The sequence below is a fragment of the Mesorhizobium sp. P2_E10 genome (genome assembly GCF_056404235.1).
Genome location: NZ_JBFUEK010000003.1, coordinates 439,371 through 456,748, shown reverse-complemented (window position 1 = coordinate 456,748; position 17,378 = coordinate 439,371). Strand labels below are relative to the sequence as shown.

Here is a 17,378-nt window from a genome sequence, read left to right as displayed (position 1 = left end):
GCTAGAGCCCCAATTTGTCGATCATGTCCTGCGTGACAAGGCAGATGCCTTTTTCGGAAACGCGGAAGCGCTTGGCGTCGAGGACGGGGTCTTCGCCAACCACCAGCCCTTCCGGTATCCTTACGCCATGATCGATGACTACGCGCTTCAACTTTGCGTTCCGGCCGACATGAACGTCGGGCAGCATGACGACTTCCTCGAGCGTCGAATAGGAGTTGATGCGCGCGCCGGTGAAGATCAGGCTACGCTTCAGCGAAGCGCCCGAGACGATGCAATCGCCCGACACCAGCGAGGACACGGCCGAACCACGGCGGCCATCCTCGTCATGCACGAACTTTGCCGGCGGCTTCAATTCTGCGTATGTCCAGATCGGCCAGTCGCGGTCGTATAGATCGAGTTCCGGGGTGATGTCGGTCAAGTCGATATTGGCTTCCCAATAGGCATCGACCGTACCGACATCGCGCCAGTAAGCCTCGTTTTCCATCGTCGAGCGCACGCAGGATTTGGCGAAGCGGTGCGCAATCGCCTTACCGTGCTGGACGATGTAGGGGATGATGTCCTTGCCGAAGTCGCGGCTTGAGCCCGGCTCGGCCGCATCGCGGCGCAACTGCTCCATCAGGAACTTGGTTTTGAAGACGTAGATGCCCATCGAGGCCAGGGCGAATTCCGGCTTGTCGGGAATGCCTGGCGGATCGGCCGGCTTTTCGACGAAGGCGATGATGTTGTCCTTCTTGTCGACATGCATGACGCCGAAGCCGGTGGCTTCCATGCGCGGCACTTCGAGACAGCCGACGGTGACGTCGGCGCCGGCGTCGACATGCTGGCGAAGCATCAGCTCATAGTCCATCTTGTAGATGTGGTCGCCGGCGAGGATGACCATGTATTCGGGCCCGTAGGCCTCGATGATGTCGATGTTCTGGTAGACCGCGTCCGCCGTGCCTTCATACCACTGCGTTTCCGAAACGCGCTGGCTGGCCGGCAGGATGTCAAAACTTTCGTTTCGTTCGGGCCGCAGGAAGTTCCAGCCGCGCTGCAGGTGGCGGATCAGCGAATGCGCTTTGTACTGGGTGGCGACGCCGAGGCGGCGAATGCCGGAATTGAGCGCGTTGGAGAGCGCGAAATCGATGATGCGCGTCTTGCCGCCGAAATAGACCGCGGGCTTGGCGCGCCGGTCGGTCAATTCCTTAAGGCGACTGCCGCGACCGCCGGCCAGCACATAGGCCATGGCGTCGCGGGCCAGCGGCTGGGTTCGTTTCGTTTCTGCCATTTTTACCCTCCCAAATCACTCAGTCTGGAACATCGCTCAGTCCGGAACAAATTCGAGCATGATCGTCGACAGCGGCGGCAAAAGCAGCGTCGCCGAGATGCCTCCCCCTTCCGCCCTGGCTTCGACCACGCCGCCATTGCCCTTGCCCGAACCGCCATAGTCCGAAGCATCGGTGTTGATGATCTCGCGCCATTTGCCGGCCTGGGGCAACGGTACGCGGTAATTGTCACGCGGCACCGGCGTGAAGTTGGAAATGACGGCGACCGGATTGCCGCCCGGCGCGCTGCGCAGCCAGGCAAAGACCGAGTTGGCGCTGTCGTCGACGATCAGCCAGGAGAAGCCCTCCGGCTCACAGTCGCGTGCATGCAGCGCCGGGCGTGAGCGGTAGAGATAATTGAGGTCGCGCACCGTCTGCCAGACGCCGCGGTGCAGGCGGAACTCGAGCAGGTTCCAGTCGAGCGCGCGCGCCTCGCTCCATTCACGGCGCTGGGCGAATTCCTGGCCCATGAACAAGAGCTTCTTGCCGGGGTAGCCCCACATGAAGGCGTAAAAGGCGCGCAGCGTCGCGAATTTCTGCCAGTCGTCGCCAGCCATCTTGCCGAGCAGCGTGCCCTTGCCGTGCACGACCTCGTCATGGGAGAGCGGCAGCACGAAATTCTCGGAAAAGGCGTAGGTCAGGCCGAAGGTGAGTTCGTTGTGGTGGTGCTTGCGGAAGATCGGCTCCTTGGCGAAATACTCCAGCGTGTCGTGCATGAAGCCCATGTTCCACTTGAAGCCGAACCCCAGCCCGCCTTCATGCACCGGTGCCGAAACCTTCGGCCATGAGGTCGATTCCTCGGCGATCGTCATGACGCCGGGATGATGGCCGTAGACCTCCTTGTTCATCTTCTGCAGGAAGCTGACCGCCTCGAGGTTTTCGCGTCCGCCCTTCTCGTTGGGAATCCATTCGCCGGCCTTGCGCGAATAATCGAGGTAGAGCATCGACGCCACCGCATCGACGCGCAAACCATCGACATGGTATTTCTCGGCCCAGAACAGCGCGTTGTTGACGAGGAACGAGACCACCTCGCGGCGGCCGAAATTGTAGATCGCGGTGTTCCAGTCGGGATGAAAACCCTTGCGCGGATCGGCATGCTCATAGAGCGCTGTGCCGTCAAAATTGGCCAGCCCATGCGCGTCGACCGGAAAATGCGCCGGCACCCAGTCGAGGATGACGCCGAGGCCGGCGCGGTGGGCGCCGTCGACGAAACGGGCAAAACCGTCGGGATCGCCGAAGCGGGCCGACGGCGCGTAAAGTCCGGTTGTCTGATAACCCCATGACGGGTCATAGGGATGTTCGGAGATCGGCATGAATTCGATATGGGTGAAACCCGTCTCGACCACATAAGGGATCAGCTGGTCGGCGAGTTCGTCCCATGACAGAAAGCTGCCGTCGTCGCGCAGCTGCCACGAACCGGCATGGACCTCGTAGATCGACACCGCTTCGCGCCTATGGTCGGCGTTGCGCCAGAAATTGCGATGCGCCTCATCGCCCCATTCATGCGCCGGCGGCACCGCCGTCACCGAGGCGGTGGCTGGCCGCAGTTCGGATTTGAAGGCGAAGGGATCAGCCTTCAGCGGCAGCCTGACGCCATCGGGTCCGATGATCTCGTATTTGTAGGGCCGGCCGGCGCCGATGTCGGGAATGAACAGCTCCCAGATGCCGGTGTCGCGGCGGTCGCGCATGGTGTGCCGGCGGCCGTCCCACTCGTTGAAGTCGCCGACCACCGACACCCGCTTGGCATTGGGCGCCCAGACGGCGAAATGCACGCCGGACGCACCCTCATGATCGATGAGATGGGCGCCGAGCTTGTCGAACAGCCTGAGATGCGACCCTTGCGCGATGTAGTAGTCGTCGAGCGGTCCGAGCACAGGGCCGAAGGAATAGGGATCGGTCAGCCACCAGTCGGCAGTGGCATTCCTGGCGTGATAGCGCAGCGGCTGGCGTTTGCGCAGCGAGAGCTTGCCCTCGAAGAAACCGTGATCGTCACGCCTCGACAGCTCGCCGGCATTCTTGCCGGTCAGCGTATAGGCCGTGACGAACTCGGCATGCGGGACGAAACAGCGGGCGACGAAGCCCTTGCCCACCTCGTGCACACCGAGCACTGCAAACGGATCGCCGTGCGTGCCGGCAACAATCGCCGCGACATCGCTGGCTGGTGCCAGTCCGTCCGACCCGCTTGTCGTCGCGGTCGCGCGCGGCTTCCTCATCAGGCAGTGACCCTCCCTGGGTACCTAGTCTTGTTGTTGTGCATGTCGTTGCGCCGACATGCACCTCTTTGTTGTTGTGCATGTCGTGACCCCAAAACCGCTGGGCACTTTAGGGCGACATGCACTGGACCACATTGTTCGTGGCCTCATGCAAGCATATCAGACGGGCACGTTCCAGATTTCTTTCGCGTATTGGCGGATCGTGCGATCGGAAGAGAACCAGCCGACGCGGGCGACATTGCGGATTGCTCTCGCGTACCAGTCGGGACTGTTGCGCCAGACGGCGTCGACCTCGCGCTGGGCTGTGGCGTAGGCGTCGAAATCGGCGGCGACCATGAACCAGTCGCTCTGATAGAGACCGTTGATCAGCTCGCGATAGCGATCGGGATCGTCAGGCGAGAAGACGCCCGACGAAACGGCCGACACCGCCTGCGCCAGTTCCGATGATGCCTCGATCACGGCGCGCGGATTGTAGCCGTTGCCGCGCCGCTCGGCGACTTCGGCGGTGGTCAGGCCGAAGATGAAGATGTTGTCGTCGCCGACGCACTCCTTGATCTCGACATTGGCACCGTCGAGCGTGCCGATGGTGAGCGCGCCGTTCAGCGCGAACTTCATGTTGCCGGTGCCCGACGCTTCCATTCCGGCGGTCGAAATCTGCTCCGACAGATCGGCTGCCGGCATCATGATTTCGGCCAGGCTGACATTGTAGTTCGGCACGAACACCACTTTCAGCAGGCCACGAACCGACGGGTCGCTGTTGATGACCTTGGCGACGTCGTTGGCGAGTTTGATGATCAGCTTGGCGTTGTGGTAGCTGGGCGCCGCCTTGCCGCCGAAGAATTTTACGCGGGGCATCCAGTCGCGCTCCGGATGCGAGCGGATCTGGTCATACAGCGCGATCGCTTCGAGGATGTTCAAAAGCTGGCGCTTGTATTCATGGATGCGCTTGATCTGGATGTCGAACAGCGCCGAGGGATCGACCTTGATGCCGAGCCGGTCGGCGACGAGATTGGCCAGCCGCGCCTTGTTGGCCCGCTTGACGGCGGCGAACTTGTCGCGGAAGGCGGCGTCGCCGGCAAAGGCTTCGAGGCCCTTGATGGCGTCGATGTCATCCAGGAAGCGATCGCCGATCGTCTCGCGGGTCAGTGCGGTGAGGCCAGGATTGCACTGGATCAGCCAGCGCCGCGGCGTGATGCCATTGGTCTTGTTGTTGATGCGATCGGGATAGAGCTTGTGAAGGTCGGCAAACACCGTCTCCTTCATCAACTCGGTATGCAGCGCCGAGACGCCGTTGATCGAATGCGAGCCGACAAAAGCCAGATTGCCCATGCGCACGCGGCGGTCGCCGTTTTCCTGGATCAGCGAGATGCGGCTGATCTGCTCGTCCGAAAACTGGTTGGACGCACGCGCTTCGAGCAACACCTCGGCGTTGATGGCGTAGACGATCTGCATGTGGCGCGGCAGCAGCCGTTCGAACAGCGGCACCGGCCAGCTTTCCAGCGCTTCGGGCAGTAGCGTGTGGTTGGTGTAGCCGAAGGTGCGCTTGGTGACACTCCAGGCCTGGTCGAAATCCATGCCGTGGACATCCATCAAAAGCCGCATCAACTCGGGAACGGCGATGGCCGGATGGGTGTCGTTGAGATGGATCGCCGCCTTGTCGGGCAGCGACTGCAAATCGCCATACTGGCTGAGATGGCGCTGGACGATGTCCTGTAGCGAGGCGGTGGAGAAGAAATACTCCTGCCGCAGCCGCAGTTCCTGCCCGGCCTTGTGGGAATCGGCGGGGTAAAGCACGCGAGACAAGGCATCGGCCTTGTTGCTTTCGGCAAGCGCGCCGATGTGGTCGCCGGCGTTGAATTTGTCGAGCAGGATCGGGTCGATCGGCATGCCGGACCAGAGCCGCAGCGTGTTGACGCGGTTGGCCCGCCAGCCGGCTACCGGCGTATCATAGGCGACCGCCAGAACATGCTCGGTCGGCTTCCAGACGTGACGCTCGAGCCGGCCGGTCTTCGAGGTGATCGATTCGACCGAGCCGCCAAAGCCGACCTCGAAGGAGCGTTCGCGGCGCTCGAACTCCCAAGGGTTGCCGTGGTCGAGCCAGGTCTCGGGCAGTTCCACCTGCCAGCCGTCATGGATCTCCTGGCGGAACATGCCGTTGGCATAGCGAATGCCGTAGCCGTGCGCGGGAATGTCGACCGTCGCCATGCTTTCCATGAAGCAGGCGGCGAGACGGCCGAGACCGCCATTGCCAAGGGCGGCATCGGGTTCGAGCGCGGCGATGAGGTCGAGGTCGACGCCGAGCGACGACAGCGCTTCGCGCATATTGTCCATCAGCCCGAGATTGGAGAAGGCGTCGCGCATCAGGCGACCGATGAGAAATTCCAGCGACAGATAGTAGACGCGCTTTTCCTGCTGGTCGTAGGCCTCTTTCGTCGCCTGCATCCAATGATCGACGACGCGGTCGCGCACGACCTTGATCGAGGCGGTGAGCCAGTCGTACTGGGTGGCGACGGTGGTGTCCTTGCCGACCCGGTATTTAAGGGCCTTCAAGACTTCGTCAGCGAGCGTCTTTGGATCTGGGTTTTCAAGAATGGGCTTGGGGGCTTGGGATGTCATCGCGCGCGTCATGCTGCCTCTCGTGCGGTTGCCATGATCATACCGGCTTTCACCATTCCTCCCAGCCCATGCTACTGCATCTTATTATATATTCAATCGATTTAGCCGGCCACCGCTCCAACCGGCCCTGCGGCAATTTGGCAATCCGGGCCGCCAGTGCCCAGGCCGCCAGTTGCTCAGGCCGCCAGCGCCGCCTCCGGCGGAACCTTCGCCCCGGTCATGAAGGCGACGGCGTCGGACATGGTGTATTGCTTGGGATCGATGACGCACAGGCGACGGCCCAGACGGTGAATGTGGATGCGGTCCGCCACTTCGAAGACATGCGGCATGTTGTGCGAGATCAGCACGATCGGCAGGCCGCGCTTCTTGACGTCGAGGATCAGTTCGAGCACGCGGCGGCTTTCCTTGACACCAAGTGCTGCTGTCGGCTCATCCATGATCACCACTTTTGAGCCGAAGGCGGCAGCGCGCGCCACCGCCACGCCCTGGCGTTGGCCGCCCGAGAGCGTTTCCACTGCCTGGCTGATGTTCTGGATGGTCATCAGCCCCAGTTCCGTGAGCTTGTCGCGGGCGCGCTTTTCCATCGCAGGCCGGTCGAGCATGCGCAGCCAGTCGCCGAGGAAACCGGGTTTGCGGATCTCGCGGCCGAGGAACATGTTGTCGGCGATCGACAGTGCCGGCGACAGCGCCAGGTTCTGGTAGACGGTCTCGATGCCGGCTTCGCGGGCCTCCATCGGCGATTTGAAAGCGACGGCTTTGCCTTCGAGCCGGATCTCGCCCTCGTCGGGCAGGGCCGCGCCGGAAATCGCCTTGATGAGCGACGACTTGCCGGCGCCATTGTCGCCGATGACGGCGAGGATTTCGCCCGGATAAAGGTCGAAATCGGCACTGTCGAGGGCGGTGACGCGGCCATAGCGCTTGATCAGACCGCGAGCGGTGAGGATGGGTTCCTGGGTCATGGTTATGCCGAAACCTTTCTGATCCATTGGTCGATGGCAACGGCGCCGATGATCAGCATACCGGTGAGCAGCACTTTCCATTGCGGATCGGCGCCCAGCATGTTGAGGCCCATCGAGACGACGCCGACGATCATGGCGCCGAACAGCGTGCCCAGGATCGAGCCGCGCCCGCCGAACAGGGAGATGCCGCCGATCACCGTCGCGGTGATCGCCTGCAGATTGTAGTCGGTGACGGCGGCTGACGGCGAGATCGAGCCGTTGCGGCCGATGGAGACCCAGGCGGCGAAAGCGGCGATCAACCCGGCAAGGGTGTAGACCGTCATCAACACCTTTTTGGTCTGGATGCCCGACAGCTTTGCCGCCTCCTGATCATCGCCAACGGCGTAGACATGGCGGCCCCATGCGGTGTGATTGAGCACGTACCAGAGGATCATGACGAGCACGACCGTGGCAATGACGCCGAGCGTCAGCACCGCAGAGCCGATCTTGAAGCTCATGGCAAAAAGATGCAGCAGCGGCGCCTGAGCATCGACGTCGGTGTCGCGGATCGTCTCATTGGCCGAATAAATGAAGTTCGTGGCCATGACGATATTCCAGGTGCCGAGCGTCACGATGAAGGGCGGCAGCTTCATGTAGGCGACCAGCACCCCGTTGAGCAGCCCACAGGCCGCGCCGGCGGCAAGCCCGATTGGCACGGCGAGAATGGCCGGCATACCGTAGCTGACAGCGCAATTGCCCATGATCACGGCCGAAATCACCATGATCACGCCAATCGACAGATCGATGCCGGCGGTCAGGATGACCAGCGTCTGCGCGGCGCCGAGAATGCCGACAATGGCGATCTGCTGCAGGATAAGCGTCAGCGTGTAGGACGAAAAGAACCGCCCGCCGATGGTGATGCCGAAGACAATGATCGCCAGAACCAGCACGATCAGCGGCACCGCGGCCGGCGTCGAATGCAGGAAATGCTGGATGCGCTTGACGGCCGATTTGTGCTCGTCAAAAGCGGCAACGCTTGTGTCGCTGCTCGAGAGAACTTTCTCGAATTCCTGAGCTTGAGCCATGTTTCCTCCCCGTGGGGCTCAGCCGCGCGCTGAGACCCGTCCACGCCTTTCCGGTCTGCCGCCGGGATTATTCGCGTCTACAGTGACACATCGTCCACCCGAAACGGCCGGGGATCAAGCCCCCCGGCCGATCGGTTCTTTTTTGCCGGTCAGACCAGCATCAGCCCCAGCACTTGGCGAGGCCTTCCTTGGTGTCGATGGACTTCACGCCGGCGGCGGGTTTGTCGGTCACGAGGTTGACGCCGGTGTCGAAGAAGTTCTTGCCTTCGGTCGGCTTCGGCTTGGTGCCGTCCTTGGCGAAGGCGGCGATCGCCTCGATGCCGAGTGCCGCCATCTGCAGCGGATATTGTTGCGAGGTCGCACCGATAACGCCTTCGGTAACCGATTTCACGCCGGGGCAGCCGCCGTCGACCGACACGATCAGCACCTGCTTTTCAAGACCGACAGCCTTGAGCGCCTGATAGGCGCCGACAGCGGCCGGCTCGTTGATGGTGTGGATAACGGTGATTCCGGAGTCCTTCTGGAGAAGGTTCTCCATCGCCTTGCGGCCACCCTCTTCGTTGCCGTTGGTGACATCATGGCCGACAATGCGCGCATCGTCCTCGTCGCCGATCTTGTTGGGGTCCTTCACATCGATGCCATAGCCCATCATGAAGCCCTGGTCGCGCAGCACGTCGACGGTCGGCTGCGAGGGGGTCAGGTCGAGGAAGCCGATCTTGGCGTCCTTGGCCTTGTCACCGAGCGTCGCCGCAGCCCAGGCGCCGATCAGCTTGCCGGCTTCGAGATTGTCCGTCGCGAAGGTTGCGTCGGCAGCGTCGATCGGGTCAAGCGGCGTGTCGAGCGCGATCACCAGCAGGCCGGCGTCGCGCGCCTTCTTCACCGTTGGGACGATGCCCTTGGTGTCGGACGCGGTGATCAGGATGCCCTTGGCGCCGTCGGCGATGCAGCTCTCGATTGCCGCCACCTGGCTCTCGCTGTCGCCGTCGACCTTGCCGGCGTAGGATTTGAGTTCGACGCCGAGTTCCTTGGCTTTCGCGGTCGCGCCTTCCTTCATCTTGACGAAGAAGGGGTTGGTGTCGGTCTTGGTGATCAGGCAGGCGCCGACGCCGGCTGCCGATGCGGACGACGCAAATGCCAGCAGACCCAACCCGGCAGCGGCAAACACGGTGGACTTCAACAATTTTGACTTGGTCACGATTTTCCTCCCAGTGGAACCATTCCGGATGCCGGCCAACCGGCATCCTGCAGCACATCCAACGAAGTTCTCCCAGCGTGGACGCTGTCTCCAACAGACACCAGTCCGAAACCTCTGTCAATAATTAAATCACTCTTATTTATTATTGACAGCATTGCTCCGTTCACTCATTCTGGCCCAAAAGCATTGAGGGGAAACGACGGGAGGAAACAAGGGTGGAGACCGGCATTGCGAGGCACGGTTCGCCCGAGGCGGCCGAAAGCCATCTGCATCGCGGCACCAACCAGAGCGGCATGCGCGACCACAATGAGCGGTTGGTGCTGTCGCTGGTGCGTCAGCACGGCAGTCTGGCCAAATCCGACATTGCGCGCATGACCGGGCTTTCGGCCCAGACGGTTTCGGTGATCATGCGCGAGCTCGAGGAGGACAGCCTGCTTGTCCGGCAGGCGCCTTTGCGCGGCAAGATCGGCCAACCCTCCATCCCGATGGCGCTCAATCCTGACGGCGCCTATTTCATCGGCCTCAAGATCGGCCGCCGCAGCGCCGAGCTGGTGCTGATCGATTTCCTCGGGCATGTGCGCTCGATGCTGCAGCATTCCTACCGCTATCCGGCGCCGCGCGAGACGGTGGAATTCGTCACCTCCGGCATGAAGAAGATGCGCGGCGAACTCACCCCGGCGCAGGACAAGCGCATTGCCGGACTTGGCATCGCCATGCCGTTCGAACTTTGGAACTGGGCCGATACAGCAGGCGCGCCGCGCGACATCATGGACGAATGGCGCCATCGCGACATCCGTGCCGACATCCAGTCGCAATGCGAATTCCCGGTCTATCTGCAGAACGACGCCACCTCGGCCTGCGGCGCCGAGCTGGTGTTCGGCCAGGCGAGCGCGCGTGACTTCGTCTATTTCTATATCGGCGCCTTTGCCGGCGGCGGCATCGTGCTGAACGGCCGGCTTTTTGGCGGCCCGACCGGCAATGCAGGCGCGCTGGGTTCGATGCCGGTGCCTGGACCCGATGGCAAGCCGGCGCAATTGATCGACGTGGCGTCAATCGCCATGCTGGAGAAGGCGCTCAACGCACGCGGCGTCGAAGCTTCGCATCTTTGGACCTCGCCGGAGGACTGGGGCGAGATCGGCGTCGAGCTCGACGACTGGATCATTGCTGCCGCGCAGGCGCTGGCCTATGCGATCGTTTCGGCATCATCGGTCATTGATTTCGAGGCCGCGGTGATCGATGGATGGATGCCGCTCACCGTCCGCCGCCGGCTTGTCGATGCCGTCATCGAGGCCATCGCCACGATCGACGGCGAAGGCCTGAAATTGCCAACCGTTCGCGAAGGCACCGTCGGCATTCATGCGCGCGCACTGGGCGGTGCCAGCCTGCCGCTCTCCGAACGTTTCCTCATCGGCTCGACGACCATTTCCAGGAGCACCTGAATGCTGATCGGAATCCCGGCGCTGCTCGGTCCGGAGCTTCTGGCGACGTTGCGCGCCATGGGCCATGGCGACGAGATCGCCCTTGTCGACGGCAATTACCCGGCCGAAGAACAGGCAAACCGGCTCATCCGGGCCGATGGTCATCAGCTTATTCCGGTGCTTGATGCGATATTGAGCGTCTTGCCCGTCGACGACGCCGTGCCGGAAGCGCTGTTTCGCGCCTCGGTCAAAGGCAACCCCTCCCTCGCCGATCCCGTCCATCACGAGATAGAGGCGATCTGCGCCAAGCATGCGCCGGGCCGCAAGGTGGTTGCGCTGGCCGGCGCCGACTTCTATGCACGGGTCAGGTCGGCGCATGCGATAGTCGCCACCAGCGAGCCGCGGCTCTATGCCAACATCATCATCCGCAAGGGCGTGATCTATCCGCCGGAGGACAAGAAGCCATGATCCTTTGCTGCGGCGAAGCCCTGATCGACATGCTGCCGCGTACCACGACGGAGGGCGAGCCGGCCTTTGCCCCCTATGTCGGCGGCGCGGTGTTCAACACCGCCATCGCGCTTGGCCGGCTGGGTGCGCCCGCGGGGTTCTTTTCCGGCCTGTCGTCGGACCTGTTCGGCGGCCAGTTCCGGGATGCGCTGGGGGCGAGCAAGGTCAGCTCCACCTACGCACACACCTCGCCGCGGCCGACGACGCTTGCCTTCGTGCGGCTGAACAACGGCCAGGCGACCTACACCTTCTATGACGAGAACACCGCCGGCCGCATGCTGACCATCGACGACCTGCCGGAGCTTGGCCCAGAGATTGAAGCCATGCTGTTCGGCGCCATCAGCCTGATCTCGGAGCCGGCCGGAGGGGCCTATGAAGAGTTCATGAAACGCGGGCATGAGCGTCGCGTGATGATGCTCGACCCCAACATCCGGCCGAACTTCATCCCCGACAAGGCCAAGCATCTAAGGCGCATCCGCTCGATGATGGCGATTGCCGACATCGTCAAACTGTCGGACGAGGACCTGAACTGGTTCGGCGAAGCCGGGTCGCACGAAGACGTCATTCGCAACTGGCTGGATCGCGGTCCGAAGCTGATCGTCGTCACCCATGGCAGCGAAGGCGCTGTCGGCTACACCCGAGATCACGCCGTCACGGTGATGCCGGAAAAGGTCAAGGTGGTCGATACGGTCGGCGCCGGGGACACGTTCAACGCCGGCATCCTCGCCTCCTTGCATGAGCAAGGCCTGCTGTCGAAGATGGCGATTGCCGGCCTGTCGAAGGACGCCATCCACAAGGCGCTGGCGCTCGGCGCCAAGGCGGCTGCGGTGACGGTATCGCGGGCCGGCGCCAATCCGCCCTGGCGGCATGAAATCGCCTGATCCGATGACCATTTGGTCAAGAATGTGCGCTGCCGGCTGATCACTTTATGTTTCGCCGGGCCGGATGAATGCGATAAAAAGGCCGGATGATGCCCGCCGAAGCCCTGATTTCCGGCATCCGGCGAGGACAGGCCGGAAATTTGGGGTAACAGACTGCGACACATAGGCAATTCGCGGTTTTGCTCCTGCGGCTTTCTCGGCCGCGCCAAGTCTGGTACCAGCGGCCAACTATCTGGCTAAACCGCCTGGCTAAACAGTTTGAGGCCGACATGCAGTTCATCGATCTTGGCGCGCAGCGCGAACGAATCCGCGACCGGCTGAAAGCGGCGATCGACCGCGTCGTCGAGGACGGCCGCTATATTCTCGGGCCTCAGGTCACCGAATTCGAAAACAAGCTCGCCGCCTATATCGGCACCAAGCATGTCGTGGCCTGCGCCAACGGCACCGACGCGCTGCTGCTGCCGCTGTTTGCCGCCGGCATCGGCCCGGGCGACGCGGTGTTCGTGCCGAGCTTCACCTTTGCCGCCACGGCCGAAGTGGTGGCGTTGGCCAAGGCCGAGCCGGTTTTTGTCGATGTCGACCCGGCGACCTACAACATTGATATCGCCAGCCTCGAAGCGGCGATCGCCATGATCAAGAAGGAAGGCCGGCTGAAGCCGAAGGCGATCATCCCCGTCGACCTGTTCGGCCTTTCCGCCGATTACGAGGCGATCATGCCGATTGCCAACCGGGAAAATCTGATGGTGATCGAGGACGCCGCCCAGTCGATGGGCGGTTCGGCCGATGGCAAGATGTGCGGCGCGTTCGGCCATGTCGGGTCGACCAGCTTCTATCCGGCGAAACCCCTCGGCTGCTACGGCGATGGCGGCGCGATGTTCACCAATGACGATGCAATGGCGGAAAAGCTCCGTTCGTTTGCCTTCCACGGCAAGGGCGAGACGCAATATGACAATGTCCGTGTCGGCATCAATTCACGGCTCGACACGATCCAGGCGGCGATCCTGATCGAGAAGCTGGCCATTCTCGAAGACGAGATGGTTGCCCGCCAGGTGGTGGCAAAGCGCTATGCCGAAGGTCTCGGCGACATCGTCACCGCAGCCCGCAATCTGGACGGTAGCCGCTCGGCCTGGGCGCAATACGCGATCGAGACGCCGAAGCGCGACGGGCTGAAGGCGCATCTCGGCGAAAAGGGCATTCCGTCGGTGATCTACTATGTGAAGCCGCTGCATGCGCAAATCGCTTATCGCGACTATCCGCGCACGCCGACTGGCCTGGCCGTTTCGGAGGACTTGCCGAAGCGGATCCTGTGCCTGCCGATGCACCCCTATCTGAGCGAAGCCGACCAGGACCGGATCATCGAGACGATCCGGAACTATATCGGCTCGAATTCGGCTCACGTCGCCGCGGCGTAGGCTTCAAACCGGCTCAGCAGCCTTACCGCTGGCGATGAAATGCGGATTGGCGAAGTCCTCGTCGTCGCTCTGCTTGCGCTTGCCATAAGCGAGCGGCTGGCCGTCGAGCGTGCGCGTCATGCCGCCGGCGGCGCGTAGCACGGCGTCGCCTGCCGCGGTGTCCCATTCCATGGTGCGGCCGAAGCGCGGATAGACGTCGGCCTCGGCAGCTGCGACGAGGCAGAACTTCAGCGACGAGCCGACGGAGACAAGCTCGGCAACGCCAAGATCGCGAATATAGGCATCGGTCTCAGGTGTGTTGTGCGAGCGGCTGGCGACAATGGTCAGCGGTGCCACACCGGTCCTTGCCGCAACAACCCGGCGACCGACGATCTGGTAGTCACCATCGATCTCGAGAGATTCCGCCCTGCCCGGCCGGCCGGAAAAGAAGCGTCCGGTACAAGGCGCAAAGACGACGCCGATCTCCGGCACGCCATGGCGGACCAGCGCGATGTTGACGGTGAAATCGGTCCTGCGGTTAACGAATTCCTTGGTGCCGTCGAGCGGATCGATCAGGAAGAAGGCGCCGTCGAGATCAGGTGGCAGGATGCCGGCGGCCACCTCTTCCTCGGCAACGCAAGGAATATCGGGAAAGGCCGAGCGCAGGCCGGCCAGGATGATTGTCTCGCTTTCGCGGTCGGCTTCCGTCACCGGCGAACTGTCTGACTTGCGGTCGACCGCACAGCCGTCGCGATAGACGCGCATGACTTCGCGTCCGGCCGCGAGCGCCAGGCGCTCGAACACGGCGAGCATCAGTTCGTCGTCAGATGCCGCCGCCGTTGTCATATTGGTCTTCAACAATGTCGCGCTCGATCAGCCAGAGTTCCAGGGCCTCTACCATCTCCTCGGCCGATCTGCCGAGTGTCTTGAGATGGATTTCGGGTTTTTCCGGAGCTTCATACGGTGAATCGACGCCGGTGAAATTCTTGATCTCGCCATTCAGCGCCCGCGCATACAGGCCCTTCGGATCGCGTCTGGCGCATTCCTCGAACGGCGTGTCGACAAACACTTCGACGAATTCGCCGTCGGCCATCAACTCGCGCGCCATGCGCCGCTCGGCGCTGAACGGAGAAATGAAGGAGACGATGACGATCAGTCCGGCATCGGCCATCAGCCGTGCCACCTCGGCAACGCGGCGGATGTTCTCGACACGGTCGGCGTCGGTGAAGCCGAGATCGCGGTTGAGGCCGTGACGGACATTGTCGCCATCCAGAATGTAGGTATGGCGGCCGGTGGCGTAGAGCTTCTTTTCGAACAGATTGGCGATGGTCGACTTGCCAGAGCCGGAGAGCCCGGTGAACCAGAACACGGCGGGCCGCTGGTGCTTCATGTCGGCGCGGACGCGCTTGTCGACATCGAGCGACTGCCAGTGGATGTTTTCGGCCCGGCGCAGCGAATGCAGGATCATGCCGGCGCCGACCGTGGCGTTGGTGATGCGGTCGATCAGGATGAAGGCGCCGGTGGTGCGGTTCTCGGCGAAGGTGTCGAAGGCGATCGGCGCCCGCGTCGAGATGTTGCAGGTGCCGACTTCGTTCATTTCCAGCGACTTGGCCGCCTCATGGGCAAAGTCGTTGACATTGACCCGGTATTTCAGATCGGTGACGGTGGCGCTGGTCTGGTCGGTCTCGGTGCGCAGGATGTAGGAGCGGCCGGGCAGCAGCGCATGTTCGTCGAACCAGACGATGTTGGCGGCGAACTGGTCGGCGACCTGCGGCCGTGCTGCCGGCGACACCAGCATGTTGCCTCTGGAAACCTCGACCTCATCATCGAGGACAAGCGTGATGGCCTGGCCGGCGACCGCCTTCTGCAGGTCACCGCCATGCGCGACGATGCGCCTGACATGCGAGGATTTGCCGGATTTGGCGACAACGACCTCGTCGCCCGGCGAAACCGAGCCCGACGCAATGGTGCCCGCGAAACCGCGAAAGTCGAGATTGGGACGGTTCACATATTGCACCGGAAAGCGGAACGGCAATTCGACCGCGGCTTCGTCGACCGACACGGTTTCGAGATGTTCGATCAACGTCGGGCCGGAATACCATTCCGTCTTGTCCGAACGGCTGGTGACGTTGTCGCCGTAACGGGCCGACATCGGGATCGGCACGATGGTCTGGAAGCCGAGTTCTTTCGAGAACTGCCCGTAATCTTCGATGATCCGTTCGAAGACCGCCTTGTCGAAGCCGACGAGGTCGAACTTGTTGATGGCCACAACGACGTGGCGGATGCCAAGCAGCGAGGCGATGATCGAATGGCGCCGTGTCTGGCGCAGCACGCCTTGGCGGGCATCGATCAGCACGATGGCGAGATCGGCGGTCGAGGCACCCGTCGCCATGTTGCGCGTGTACTGTTCGTGGCCGGGCGTGTCGGCAACGATGAACTTGCGTTTCGGCGTGGCAAAGAAGCGGTAGGCGACATCGATGGTGATGCCTTGCTCGCGCTCAGCCTCGAGGCCGTCGACCAGCAATGCGAAATCGATGTCGTCGCCGGTCGTGCCGTGCTTGCGCGAATCGCGCTCGAGCGCGGCGAGCTGGTCCTCGAAAATCTGCTTGGTGTCCGAAAGCAGGCGACCGATCAGCGTCGATTTGCCGTCGTCGACCGAACCGCAGGTCAGGAAGCGCAGAAGTGACTTTTTCTCCTGCGCCGCCAGATAGTCGCGAACGCCGTCGGTGGGGGCGAGGCTCTTGGCCATGATGTGGCGCATGCTCAGAAGTACCCCTCGCGCTTCTTCTTTTCCATCGAGCCGGCTTCATCACGGTCGATCAGGCGGCCCTGCCGCTCGGAGGTGCGTGCGGTGAGCATTTCGCCGACGATGGCCTCCAGCGTATCGGCGTCGGATTCGATGGCGCCGGTCAGCGGATAGCAGCCAAGCGTGCGGAAGCGCACCAGCCGGTTCTCCACCGTCTCGCCGGGGCGCAACACCATGCGGTCGTCGTCCTTCAGGATAAGCATGCCGTCGCGTTCAACCACCGGCCGCTCCTTGGCGAAATAGAGCGGCACGATCGGGATGTTTTCCTGCAGAATGTACTGCCAGATGTCGAGCTCGGTCCAGTTCGACAGCGGAAACACGCGGATCGATTCACCCGAGGCGATGCGGGTGTTGAAGATCTTCCACATCTCCGGCCGCTGGTTCTTCGGATCCCAGACATGCTGGGCGTTGCGGAAGGAAAAGATGCGCTCCTTGGCGCGCGACTTTTCCTCGTCGCGCCGCGCCCCGCCAAAGGCTGCGTCAAAACCGTATTTGTCGAGCGCCTGGCGCAGCGCCACGGTCTTCATGACATGGGTGTGGGTGTTCGAGCCGTGGTCGAAGGGATTGATGTTGTCGCGCACGCCATCTGCGTTGACATGGACCAGCAGATCGAAGCCGAGCTTTTGCGCCATCTGATCGCGAAAGGCGATCATCTCGCGGAACTTCCAGGTGGTGTCGACATGCAGGAACGGAAAAGGCGGCTTGGCCGGGTAGAACGCCTTCATCGCCAGATGCATCAGCACCGACGAATCCTTGCCGACCGAATAGAGCATGACCGGTTTGGAAAACGAGGCTGCGACCTCGCGGAAGATATGGATGGATTCGGCTTCAAGCCGCTGCAGGTGCGTAAGCGCGATATTCATGGACTGTGAGCGTTCTCTCGTGCCATCCAGACCTTGTCTCGATGCATCAGGCGCGGTTTTTTCAGCCACCCGGTTCAAGCTTCACTTCTGGACAATATTTTTCGTGCCGGCGTTCTAGCAGATCGTCCTTGATCATAACAACGCAAGACAGGCCTGCCACG

13 protein-coding genes are annotated in these 17,378 nt (G+C 62.4%); 4 read left to right on the top strand and 9 right to left on the bottom strand.

Annotated features, from left to right (window positions below; genetic code table 11):
• Position 1 precedes the first annotated feature (1 nt).
• The 6 genes from glgC to AC1D0N_RS11075 form a co-directional block, all read right to left on the bottom strand.
• The gene (gene glgC, locus AC1D0N_RS11100; RefSeq protein ID WP_477243684.1) at positions 2-1,267 is read right to left on the bottom strand and encodes a glucose-1-phosphate adenylyltransferase; all 1,266 of its coding nucleotides are present in this window, start codon (positions 1,265-1,267) and stop codon (positions 2-4) included.
• A gap of 36 nt (positions 1,268-1,303) precedes the next feature.
• Positions 1,304-3,517, bottom strand: coding sequence for a 1,4-alpha-glucan branching protein GlgB (gene glgB / locus AC1D0N_RS11095; protein WP_477243682.1), 2,214 nt, complete (start codon positions 3,515-3,517; stop codon positions 1,304-1,306).
• A gap of 159 nt (positions 3,518-3,676) precedes the next feature.
• Positions 3,677-6,145 carry a glycogen/starch/alpha-glucan phosphorylase gene (locus AC1D0N_RS11090; protein WP_477243680.1) on the bottom strand — a complete coding sequence of 823 codons (2,469 nt, stop codon included), beginning with the start codon at positions 6,143-6,145 and terminating at the stop codon, positions 3,677-3,679.
• A gap of 164 nt (positions 6,146-6,309) precedes the next feature.
• Positions 6,310-7,092 (bottom strand): ATP-binding cassette domain-containing protein, encoded by a 783-nt coding sequence (locus AC1D0N_RS11085; RefSeq protein WP_477243678.1) that lies wholly within the window; start codon positions 7,090-7,092, stop codon positions 6,310-6,312.
• A 2-nt stretch (positions 7,093-7,094) separates the two neighbouring features.
• On the bottom strand, positions 7,095-8,156 hold the full coding sequence (locus AC1D0N_RS11080) for an ABC transporter permease (protein WP_477243676.1): 1,062 nt from the start codon (positions 8,154-8,156) through the stop codon (positions 7,095-7,097).
• Between the two features lie 160 nt (positions 8,157-8,316).
• The gene (locus tag AC1D0N_RS11075; RefSeq protein ID WP_477244028.1) at positions 8,317-9,321 is read right to left on the bottom strand and encodes a substrate-binding domain-containing protein; all 1,005 of its coding nucleotides are present in this window, start codon (positions 9,319-9,321) and stop codon (positions 8,317-8,319) included.
• Positions 9,322-9,566: 245 nt separating this feature from the next.
• On the opposite strand from AC1D0N_RS11075, the gene AC1D0N_RS11070 reads away from it, so the two are divergent.
• From AC1D0N_RS11070 to AC1D0N_RS11055, 4 genes are all read left to right on the top strand, one after another.
• Positions 9,567-10,790 carry an ROK family transcriptional regulator gene (locus AC1D0N_RS11070; protein WP_477243674.1) on the top strand — a complete coding sequence of 408 codons (1,224 nt, stop codon included), beginning with the start codon at positions 9,567-9,569 and terminating at the stop codon, positions 10,788-10,790.
• Positions 10,791-11,237, top strand: coding sequence for an RbsD/FucU family protein (locus AC1D0N_RS11065; protein WP_477243672.1), 447 nt, complete (start codon positions 10,791-10,793; stop codon positions 11,235-11,237). It begins immediately after the preceding gene.
• Positions 11,234-12,157 carry a carbohydrate kinase family protein gene (locus AC1D0N_RS11060; RefSeq protein ID WP_477243671.1) on the top strand — a complete coding sequence of 308 codons (924 nt, stop codon included), beginning with the start codon at positions 11,234-11,236 and terminating at the stop codon, positions 12,155-12,157. Before AC1D0N_RS11065 ends, AC1D0N_RS11060 begins: the two co-directional genes overlap by 4 nt.
• 269 nt (positions 12,158-12,426) lie before the next feature.
• Positions 12,427-13,569 carry a DegT/DnrJ/EryC1/StrS family aminotransferase gene (locus tag AC1D0N_RS11055; RefSeq protein ID WP_477243669.1) on the top strand — a complete coding sequence of 381 codons (1,143 nt, stop codon included), beginning with the start codon at positions 12,427-12,429 and terminating at the stop codon, positions 13,567-13,569.
• A 3-nt stretch (positions 13,570-13,572) separates the two neighbouring features.
• Here the strand turns inward: AC1D0N_RS11055 and cysQ are convergent, their stop codons facing one another.
• From cysQ to cysD, 3 genes are read right to left on the bottom strand one after another with little or no spacing between them, the layout of a single operon-like run.
• Positions 13,573-14,361 (bottom strand): 3'(2'),5'-bisphosphate nucleotidase CysQ, encoded by a 789-nt coding sequence (cysQ, locus tag AC1D0N_RS11050; protein ID WP_477244026.1) that lies wholly within the window; start codon positions 14,359-14,361, stop codon positions 13,573-13,575.
• Between the two features lie 10 nt (positions 14,362-14,371).
• Positions 14,372-16,309, bottom strand: coding sequence for a sulfate adenylyltransferase subunit CysN (cysN, locus tag AC1D0N_RS11045; RefSeq protein WP_477243667.1), 1,938 nt, complete (start codon positions 16,307-16,309; stop codon positions 14,372-14,374).
• A gap of 2 nt (positions 16,310-16,311) precedes the next feature.
• Positions 16,312-17,217: a sulfate adenylyltransferase subunit CysD gene (gene cysD / locus AC1D0N_RS11040; RefSeq protein ID WP_477243665.1), complete on the bottom strand. Its 906-nt coding sequence runs from the start codon at positions 17,215-17,217 to the stop codon at positions 16,312-16,314.
• Between the last annotated feature and the right edge of the window lie 161 nt (positions 17,218-17,378).

Coding starts and splice junctions, on each gene's coding strand:
- glgC (WP_477243684.1), bottom strand. CDS start 1,267: ATGGCAGAAACGAAACGAACCCAGCCGCTGGCCCGCGACGCCATGGCC.
- glgB (WP_477243682.1), bottom strand. CDS start 3,517: ATGAGGAAGCCGCGCGCGACCGCGACGACAAGCGGGTCGGACGGACTG.
- AC1D0N_RS11090 (WP_477243680.1), bottom strand. CDS start 6,145: ATGACGCGCGCGATGACATCCCAAGCCCCCAAGCCCATTCTTGAAAAC.
- AC1D0N_RS11085 (WP_477243678.1), bottom strand. CDS start 7,092: ATGACCCAGGAACCCATCCTCACCGCTCGCGGTCTGATCAAGCGCTAT.
- AC1D0N_RS11080 (WP_477243676.1), bottom strand. CDS start 8,156: ATGGCTCAAGCTCAGGAATTCGAGAAAGTTCTCTCGAGCAGCGACACA.
- AC1D0N_RS11065 (WP_477243672.1), top strand. CDS start 10,791: ATGCTGATCGGAATCCCGGCGCTGCTCGGTCCGGAGCTTCTGGCGACG.
- AC1D0N_RS11060 (WP_477243671.1), top strand. CDS start 11,234: ATGATCCTTTGCTGCGGCGAAGCCCTGATCGACATGCTGCCGCGTACC.
- AC1D0N_RS11055 (WP_477243669.1), top strand. CDS start 12,427: ATGCAGTTCATCGATCTTGGCGCGCAGCGCGAACGAATCCGCGACCGG.
- cysQ (WP_477244026.1), bottom strand. CDS start 14,361: ATGCTCGCCGTGTTCGAGCGCCTGGCGCTCGCGGCCGGACGCGAAGTC.
- cysN (WP_477243667.1), bottom strand. CDS start 16,309: ATGCGCCACATCATGGCCAAGAGCCTCGCCCCCACCGACGGCGTTCGC.
- cysD (WP_477243665.1), bottom strand. CDS start 17,217: ATGAATATCGCGCTTACGCACCTGCAGCGGCTTGAAGCCGAATCCATC.